Annotated in this window: 7 protein-coding genes; 6 read left to right on the top strand and 1 reads right to left on the bottom strand. The window is 45.7% G+C overall.

Going from position 1 to position 9,386, the window contains the following annotated elements; all coding sequences use genetic code 11:
* The 5 genes from ONB37_15955 to ONB37_15935 form a co-directional block, all read left to right on the top strand.
* A partial coding sequence (locus ONB37_15955; GenBank protein ID MDZ7401651.1) for a TRAP transporter TatT component family protein occupies nt 1-715 on the top strand: 715 nt, incomplete at its 5' end.
* A gap of 12 nt (nt 716-727) precedes the next feature.
* Complete coding sequence (dctP, locus tag ONB37_15950) at nt 728-1,945, top strand: TRAP transporter substrate-binding protein DctP (GenBank protein MDZ7401650.1); 1,218 nt, start codon at nt 728-730, stop codon at nt 1,943-1,945.
* A gap of 482 nt (nt 1,946-2,427) precedes the next feature.
* On the top strand, nt 2,428-2,766 hold the full coding sequence (locus ONB37_15945) for a hypothetical protein (GenBank protein MDZ7401649.1): 339 nt from the start codon (nt 2,428-2,430) through the stop codon (nt 2,764-2,766).
* Between the two features lie 3 nt (nt 2,767-2,769).
* Nucleotides 2,770-3,276 carry a TRAP transporter small permease gene (locus ONB37_15940; GenBank protein ID MDZ7401648.1) on the top strand — a complete coding sequence of 169 codons (507 nt, stop codon included), beginning with the start codon at nt 2,770-2,772 and terminating at the stop codon, nt 3,274-3,276.
* Nucleotides 3,273-4,550, top strand: a complete 1,278-nt coding sequence (locus ONB37_15935) for a TRAP transporter large permease subunit (GenBank protein MDZ7401647.1) — start codon at nt 3,273-3,275, stop codon at nt 4,548-4,550. The genes ONB37_15940 and ONB37_15935 overlap by 4 nt, the downstream gene beginning before the upstream one ends.
* Nucleotides 4,551-4,850: 300 nt before the next feature.
* Here ONB37_15935 and ONB37_15930 read toward each other — a convergent pair whose 3' ends face one another.
* A complete protein-coding gene (locus tag ONB37_15930) occupies nt 4,851-7,208 on the bottom strand; it encodes a carboxypeptidase regulatory-like domain-containing protein (GenBank protein ID MDZ7401646.1) in 2,358 nt (785 codons plus the stop codon).
* A gap of 384 nt (nt 7,209-7,592) precedes the next feature.
* On the opposite strand from ONB37_15930, the gene ONB37_15925 reads away from it, so the two are divergent.
* Nucleotides 7,593-9,371, top strand: a complete 1,779-nt coding sequence (locus ONB37_15925; protein ID MDZ7401645.1) for an SLC13 family permease — start codon at nt 7,593-7,595, stop codon at nt 9,369-9,371.
* Nucleotides 9,372-9,386 lie beyond the last annotated feature (15 nt).

Here is a 9,386-nt window from a genome sequence, read left to right as displayed (position 1 = left end):
AGCCATCGCCTCGGATTTGAAATTGCTGGAAGGGCTGATCAAGAGCGATCCCAATAATGAAAAATTCTTGCTGCTGGCCTGCCAGGGATTCGCCTCTTATGCGCTGGGTTTCGTCGAAGACCAGGATCCAGATCGAGCTAAATCGCTTTACCTGCGCGGCAGGGATTACGGTTTCAAAATTCTCCATAAAAATCCTTTGTTCCAGCCAGCATTGAGCGGCGAGCTTGACCGTTTGGCGACGGCTCTAAAAAAATTCGATAAGAGCGATGTACCCGCTCTGTTCTGGACCGCCAACAATTGGGCCAACTGGATCAATCTCAATTTGACCGACACCGATGCCCTGGCCGATCTGCCACGGGTGCAACTGATGATGCAACGGGTGATCGAATTGGATGAAGGTTATTTCTTCGGCGGCGCCCATCTGTTTTTCGCCACCATCTATGCTTCTCGTCCCAAACTGCTGGGCGGCGATGCGGACAAGGCCCAGCATCATTTCAGCCGCTGCTTTGAATTCGCTCAGGAAAAATTTTTATTGCCTTATGTCTATTACGCTCGGTATTACGCGCCTCGAACTTTCGATACCGAGCTTTTTACCAATACGCTCCAGAAAGTTCTGGCAACGCCTGACGATATTTTGCCAGAACAACGGCTGCCCAACGCCATTGCCAAGCGGAAGGCATCTGATCTGCTGCAAAAAATCGACGAGCTTTTTTGATTGGAGTTTGATATGATAAAATCTATGAAGATGGAGCCCACTTTGAAAGTTGATTCCATCTTGTCCCTGACTAAAACGACGTCATTCCGAACGAAGCGGAGCGGAGTGAGGAATCTCCATATTCTGAGGGTGTCAAATGTTAACGAGATTCCTCTCCGCCAGTTGGCGGATCGGAATGACACTTTTGCAAATCCATTAAAAGTGGACTCCATCTGGTGGTCCATGATGAAAAAATTGATAGTTACCATTTTGATAACCCTGCTGGCTGCTTCAACCAGCTTCGCCCAAAAATATCAGATCAAATTTGCCAGCCTGGCGCCCGATGGCTCCACCTGGATGAACGTGATGCGGGAATTCGACAAAGCGGTTCGGGAGCAAACCAATGGCGAGTTAGGCTTCAAAATTTACCCTGGCGGTGTGGCGGGTGATGAGAAAGATGTGCTGCGAAAAATTCGTTTGGGACAATTGCACAGCGCAGGCTTTACTGGCGTCGGCCTGGGTGAAATTTATTCCGAAGTCCGAATATTTGATTCCCCATTTCTCTTTCGCAATTATGACGAGGTCGATTTCATTCAGCAGAAATTCTTCGATAAATTTGCCCAGGGCTTCGAGAAGAACGGCTTCGTCTTGCTCGGCTGGGCTGATGTGGGATTTGTTTATGTCTATACCAACTCTCCCGTCAAAACACTGGACGACATGCGGGCGGTGAAGATGTGGATGTGGGAGGGCGATCCTGTGGCCGAAGCCACGTTCAAAGCCTTTGGCATCAAACCGATTCCGCTGTCGGTGATCGATGTGATGACGGCACTACAGACGGGAATGGTCAATAGCGTGTATATTTCCCCATTGGCGATCATTGCCTTGCAATGGTTCACTAAAGTTAAATACATGATGGAAGTGCCGCTGGCCGATGCGGCAGGTGCAGTGCTGATTTCCAAAACGATGTACGATAAAATTCCCGCTCCCTATCAGGAGATTCTGCTCAGCAATGCAAAAAAATATTTCCAGCAGTTGATGAAATTGAGCCGAGAGGATAATGCCCGCTCCATCGAAACGCTGAAGCAGAACGGCATTCAGATTATTCCAGCTCCGCCCGCCGACCAGCTTCAATCATTTTATGAGAAGGGCAAGGAAGCGCGACGCATAATGGCAAGCAAGCTCTATCCGCTGGAATTGGTGGAAGAGGTGGAGCAGGCGCTGAACGAATTTCGAAAGAAAAATCTGAAGTGACCAAATCTGACAAATTAAGATAAGGCCCATTTTTTCATCGGAGAAATTATTCTTGATTTTCTCTTTTTTTATAGCTATAATTGGATTACATCATTTTGATATGAAAATTTGGCCCACTGCGAATTAGAAGAAAGTAGTCCTTCAGAGAAGAGAAACGACAAAGCAATCAGCTAATACTTTTCGATATATGAAATTCCTCGCTTCTCTCAGAATGATAATCTTCTATATTTTGCAGAGGTGCGGATATTTCTGATAAAGCATGGGATTGAACAATATGAATCTAAACATCGAATATATCACAGACGAGAGAGGAATACGGACAGCGGTCAAAATTCCGTATCAAGAGTGGTTAAAGTTTCATCAAAGATATCGCTTTTTGAAACAATACTCAAAACTCAAAAAAGGATTGATGAATGCTTTTAAAGAGGTCGAGAACATAGAAACTGGCAAGAGTGACAAAATCTCTTTAGCAGAGTTTTTGAATGAGTGTTGAAATTATTACTACCGATAACTTTCGCCGAGAGGCTAAACGACTTATAAAAAAATATCCCTCACTCAAGAGTGACCTCATTAAATTGAACGAGCAGCTTCTCATCAATCCCAAATTAGGTACACCCATCGGATCAAATTGTTTTAAGATACGATTGGCTATTCCGAGCAAAGCGCAAGGGAAGCGCGGCGGGGCAAGAATCATTTCTCACCTAAGATCAAGCGCCGAGATTGATCGAATTTATTTGATGACAATTTATGATAAATCAGAATTTGATTCGATAACCGATAAAGCGTTAAAGCGAATGATAGATCAGATAACAGAACAATAAATCATGATGAAACTTATTCACAGCCTGAACAACTTCCTCGCCAAAATCGAAACCATTTTTCTCATCATCATTCTGCTTAGTATGATTCTGCTGGCCTTTTTGCAGGTGATCCTGAGAAATTTCTTCCACACCTCGATCCTCTGGGCCGATACGCTGCTGCGGCATCTGGTGCTCTGGATCGGCTTCATCGGTGCCTCGCTAGCCACCAAAGAGCTACGCCATATCAATATTGATGCGCTGTCCCGCTTGCTTTCGAAGACTGCCAAACGGATCACCGTCATCATCCTCAATCTATTTGCTGGCACCGTCTGCTTCTTTTTGATGCGGGCGGCGATGACGTTCATCCAATCGGAGAAACAGGCTGGCAGCACCTTGTTCGCTGGCATTCCGACCTGGCTCTTCCAGATCATCATTGTCATCGGCTTTGGCTTGATGATGCTGCGGTTTTTCATCCATGTCCTTGAAAACCTCCTTGCGCCATCATCCGCAGCGCGGAAGGAGGCAGCATGACCACGATCCTCTGGGCGGTGTTTCTTATCCTGCTGGCCTTATTGGGCGCGCCATTGTTTTCGATCATCGGCGCCATCGCCCTGCTGAGCTTCCATTTTTTGGGGATCGACACCTCGGCTGTAATCGTCGAGATGTATCGCCTGTCCAGTGCACCGACGCTGATTGCCATTCCGCTGTTTACTTTTGCAGGATATGTTTTGGCTGAGAGCAATGCGCCGAAACGGCTGGTCAATCTCTCGAGGGCGATGTTCGGCTGGATGCCTGGAGGATTGGCGATTGTGGTGTTGGTGACCTGCGCCTTTTTCACGGCATTCACTGGCGCATCAGGTGTGACGATCGTAGCCATCGGCGGACTGCTCTATCCCATGCTGCTCAAAGAGGGCTATCCCGAAAAATTTTCATTGGGCTTGATCACCTCATCGGGCAGCCTGGGCCTGCTATTCCCGCCCAGTTTGCCCATCATCCTCTACGCCGTAGTGGCCAAAATCAGCGTCGACCAATTATTTCTGGCAGGAATTATCCCAGGGTTTTTGTTGATTATCCTGCTATCGATTTATAGCACTCAGAAGGGCAAAAAAGCTGCCGTGCCCGTGACGCGGTTCAATTGGGGCAATCTCTGGCTGGCGCTAAAAGAAGCGATCTGGGAAATTCCCTTGCCGTTTATCATCATCGGCGGCATTTATGGTGGATTTTTTACAGCTACAGAAGCCGCAGCCATCACAGCTTTTTATGCGCTGATCGTCGAGGTCTTCGTCTATCAAGACTTGAAATTGTTCAAAGACATTCCGAAAATTATCAAAGAGAGCACGGTGCTGGTCGGTGGCATTCTGGTTATTTTGGGCACCGCACTGGGGCTCACCAATTATCTCATTGATGAACAAGTTCCAATGAAGATTTTGAATTTCATGCAGACCTTCATCAGCAGCAAAATTGTCTTTCTGATCATGTTGAATATTTTGTTACTCATTGTCGGCTGCATGATGGACATTTTTTCAGCCATCATCGTGGTCGTGCCGCTCATCGTCCCCATTGCCAGGGCGTTCGGCGTCGATCCGATCCACCTGGGCGTGATCTTTTTGACCAATCTGGAAATCGGCTACCTGACACCGCCAGTGGGATTGAACTTGTTCATCTCCAGCTTTCGATTTGAAAAGCCGATTTTGCAGCTCTATCGCGCTTCGCTGCCGTTCCTGCTTATTCTGATCATCGCATTATTCATCATAACCTACATACCGGCGCTGAGCTTGGGATTGCTTCGCTTAGTTGGGAAGTGATCTCCATTCAATATTCAAACATGACTCGAAGTTTTCCTAATCCGCCATTGCTATATAAGGTGAGAATAATAACTGAGAATCTCCTTGATCTGAACTCGTATTACTTGGGCATTTATAATGCCGGTTCTCCGAATGAATTTCTTGATTATCATACCGACGGCAATAGCGCCAGACAAAGGCCTTGAATCGCTTTCCGATGCAGTGATACTCAATTGAATGATTTCATATTGACCAAAAAACAAACCGGCTGGGCTAAACAGAACCCAGCCGGTTCGTCATTCATAGGTTATGGCGGTTAGGTTATTTCATGAGAATTAATCGCATAGTCTTTCTATAATTTCCTGCTTGCAACTGGTACAAATAGATACCGGCAGCGACTCTCTGTCCTGCATCATTATCACCGTTCCAGACCACTTGATGATTCTGTGCGGCCTGGTATCCGTTCACCAACGTCTTCACCACTTCGCCCTTCAGATTGTAAATCTTCAACGTTACATGCGAACCAACTGGCAAGGCATAGCGAATCGTAGTAGTGGGATTAAAGGGATTTGGATAATTCTGAGCCAGTTCGAATTCTTTTGGAGCTGTGTCGGAATTTGTCGACTGCTCCACATCGGTAGTTGCCATAGGAGTCAAGGCGACATCGACACTGGTAACGGTGAAATTGCCGGCCTCGCCAACTGCTACTGGTGTGGCTTGGTTTAGATCGGTAGTATTGCCATAATAAGCAGTTTTGTAAGGCATACGATCCACCTTAACGAAATATTTGCCCGCAGGGATACCTGCTAAGATATATGTACCATCGGCACCAGTCATCTCGGTCCCACGGAGCTGATAATTTTCGTCGATCACCGAAACATAAGCCCCAGCCACGTAGCGGCCTTCGTTATCCGTAATCTGGCCAGAGATCATGCCCACTGGCTGATCGTTCGCACCCGCTGGCAGCCGGAATCCCCAACCAGGAGTTAAGGCAAAATTGATATCGTTTCGATCGGTCGCTCCATCTAGCTCGATCTGGTCAGCGTCCCAGGGGGTCATTTTATTGTCATAAAACTCGACAATGTATTTTGAAGCCCAGCATACCGCGATGTATTTTCCTGCTGGAATGCCTGCAATGAGATATTCGCCTTTGCGATCGGAAACGGTCGCATAGAAATCGAACAATGTAAATTTCCCTTTGAATGCATTCCCATGAGGCGAAGTCGTAACTGGGAATAAGGTCACGATCGCGCCTTCAATTGGATCACCAGTCGAATCATCCTTCACAACTCCAGAGACTTTGCTGCCAGTATCTGGAAGGGCGGGGATGCCGAAATTAATGCCACTGGTCTCTTTTCCTTCCAGGACTTCGACTTCGGTAGCTTTGGTGATATCTTGTGTATCATCGTAAAATTCAGTGTACCCATTCTTATGAACCAGCACAATATATTTCCCGGCGCGCAATTTCTCAATTTTATAATTGCCTTTCTCATCGGTCCAACTGAACATGCTTGGACGGACCGCAGCATGCCCATGACCAGCATAACTGCCAATCCACATCGCCTCAACAAATGCATTCGCCACTGGTGATCCATCAGAATCCAATGTGACCTTGCCAGAAATGGAGCCAGGATTGGCCAATTTATCAAATACAAAATTGATATTGGGCACAATCGCATCAGCCACCTTGACGGGTGTCGCATCTTCAATTTTCGCGGCTCCATCATAGTAAATGGTTTGAAAATTCAATTGATCAATTCGTGTCGCGGATACAATATAATCGCCAGGGCTGAGATGATTAATCGCATAATTGCCATTCTTATCCGTTCGAACCTGATTGCCAAATCCTCTGAAATAACCGGAAAAGGTATCGCCATCTGTTTTTTGCCAGGCGAACACAAAAACACCTTCCAGAGGATTACCATCAGCATCTTTTGCCGTTCCTGTTATACCACCAGTGGGCAAAACATAATCAAACTTAAAATCAATGCCAGATTTCTGCTGCCCATTGTCCACCAAAACTGGGTCTGCATCCATCGGATTGGTCTTATTATCGTAATACTTGATTTGGAAAAATGGGGCGATGGGGCTGATCAGCTTCGCAGAGACCCGATATTGGTTAGAATCCAAGGTATTAATCTCGTAATAACCATCATCATTCGTCTGCGTAGCGCCCCACACAAGCAAGGAATCGACCCAAATGGGTTGCGGCATGATCGATTGAAATGGTGTGGCGCTGATCTGAACTTTGGGGATACCAGCTCCATTACGATCGGTCACTCTTCCCGTAATGATGCCGCCATTCTCAAGGTAAAAATCAATTCCTTTGATCGCCGCCCCTTTATCAACCTTAATTGGAATGGCAAAGAACGGATTATTGGTATCCTTGTAAAATTCCGCTACGAAACTATCCCGCTGCGCGTAGATCCAGTAGTCTCCCTGAGATAAATTATCGATTTTATAGAAACCTTTTTCATCAGTTTCAGCATAGAACTTTTTGGGCATTCCCAAATTCTGAAACCGAAATGCAAAAACCTTGGCCCGTGCCAGTGGGGTGCTGTCTGCCTGGCTCAACACCATCCCAGAAATCGAACCATTGCCCATGTCCTGAGCCGGGTTAACCGCCACCATGAATAACACTAACAACATTCCTAATAGCATACCTTTTAAAAGCTTCATATCAACCTCCGTTAGTTAAAAATGATTCGTGTACTTAAGTCTCGTGAGGTCCACAGGATTATTTGACCTAAATTTTTGCAAGTTTTATGCCATTGCAAAATTAATTTAAGTTATGAGTCAATTTTCAGTGGAATTAGCTTGCGCGAACAAGCATGATATCATTTAATATCTTGTGCGAAATCATTGTTGCCGCGCCCAGCAAAGGGCAATGGGATCGGTACCGCAATTCTGCATATCCGATCCTTTGAAAGTATATGATGCAATAGTGACAGGCTTAACGAATTCAATAAGTGTGCAAATCGGTAACTAACCATGTGTTAGGTGTGCAAATCTTTCACAATGGTTTGGTGACCCAATGGGTGGAAGTGGCTGGATCATTCAATTATGATTGATTTTTCATTCTGGTATACCATCGCCATTCTTATGGGGATGACCATATTATTAGTCAAGGAGCTGATTGAAGCTGAATTGGTTATTTTTTCAGCCTTGCTATTATTAGTTCTCGGCAAGATTATTACTCCGAAAGAAGCATTTACTGGGTTTTCGAACAGCGGGATGCTGACAGTAGGATTTTTGTTTATTGTCGCCGAGGCGCTCAAACAAACTGGCACTCTCAACAGAATAGGGAATTTCCTGCTTGGAAAAAACCAGCAGGGTATAACCAGTAAACTGTTGCGTTTTCTATTCCCTGTCGCTTCCATCTCAGCATTTTTCAACAATACTCCGATTGTGGCGATGCTCATTCCCACCATCCATTCCTGGGCAAAGAAAAACGACTATGCCATTTCAAAATTTTTAATCCCGCTTTCCTATGCAACCATTTTGGGTGGCATGTGTACCTTGATCGGAACAAGCACCAACCTCGTCGTTCATGGCCTGATGATCGATAACAACATGGAGGGTATGTCATTTTTTGAATTAACGAAAATCAGTCTCCCAGCAGCAATATTCGGATTGCTATATATAGCATTATTAGGACACCGCCTTCTCCCAGATCGAAAGGAACCTATCGTAGAGTTCGGGGAAAACACACGCGAGTATGTAGTTGAGCTAAAAGTCGAACCGAATTTTCAACATATCGGCCGTTCAATTGAGGAGGCTGGACTCCGCCACTTAAGAGGACTATTCTTGTTCCAAATCGAACGGCAGGGTCAGATCTTAGCCCCAGTTGGACCAGATGAAGTGATTCAGTTAGGCGATCGGTTATTCTTCATCGGGTTGCCAGCCACCATCATCGAACTGCAAAGGACACCAGGACTATCTTTGCTCAAAGATACAAAGTTCGATCTTAAGAATTATGATTCCGATGAATTAAAAGCTTTTGAAGTTGTTATTTCTCCCAGTTCCCCTCTGAAGGGCGTCAATGTTCGGGAGAGCAATTTCCGAAGCCGATATCAGGCGGTGATCATCGCGATTCACCGGAATGGGGAGCGGATTCGTAAAAAAATCGGTGATATCATCTTGCGTCCCGGGGATACACTTCTGATCCTGGCACGTCATGATTTTCTTAAAAAATGGTACAATTCAAATGAGTTCAATCTGGTCTCTGAAGCAGAGAATATCCCCTCGAAACCGAAGCGTTACGCTTATTTTTCAGCCTCACTGTTTGTAGTTATGATCTTAATGATGGCGTTAGAAATTATCCCGATCGTCATCACCACAGCTATAATAGCCGTTGCTCTCATCTTGTTTAAATGCATTTCATTAGTCGATGCCCAAAAAAGCGTGCAATTGAATGTGCTTTTGATTATCGCTTCGGCCTTTGGCATCTCCCATGCGCTCGAGAATTCAGGGGTTGCTAAGTTTTTGGCAGAAAAACTGATCCTTTTAATCGGCTCGTTGGGTCCTTTGGGCATCTTAGCTGGGGTTTATTTCATGACCAGTTTTTACACTGAGATCATTACCAATAATGCGGCAGCGGCGCTGGTTTTCCCTATCGGGTTCGCAGCAGCCGATCAAGCAGGGCTGGACCCGCGGCCCTTTGCCCTTGCCGTAGCCATTGGCGCATCAGCCAGTTTCGCTACCCCGATCGGTTATCAGACGAATTTAATGGTTTATGGCCCTGGGGGATACAAATTTAGCGACTTTTTGAAAATCGGCATCCCGATGAATATTCTAATCGGCGTGATTGCTATTCTCATGATTTATTTCTGGTATTTTTGATTTCTGACCTAATTG

It is taken from the genome of candidate division KSB1 bacterium, assembly GCA_034506395.1.
GTDB lineage: Bacteria > Zhuqueibacterota > Zhuqueibacteria > Thermofontimicrobiales > Thermofontimicrobiaceae > Thermofontimicrobium.
Note: the sequence above shows the minus strand (reverse complement) of the source record. Positions and strands in the feature narration are given on the sequence as shown.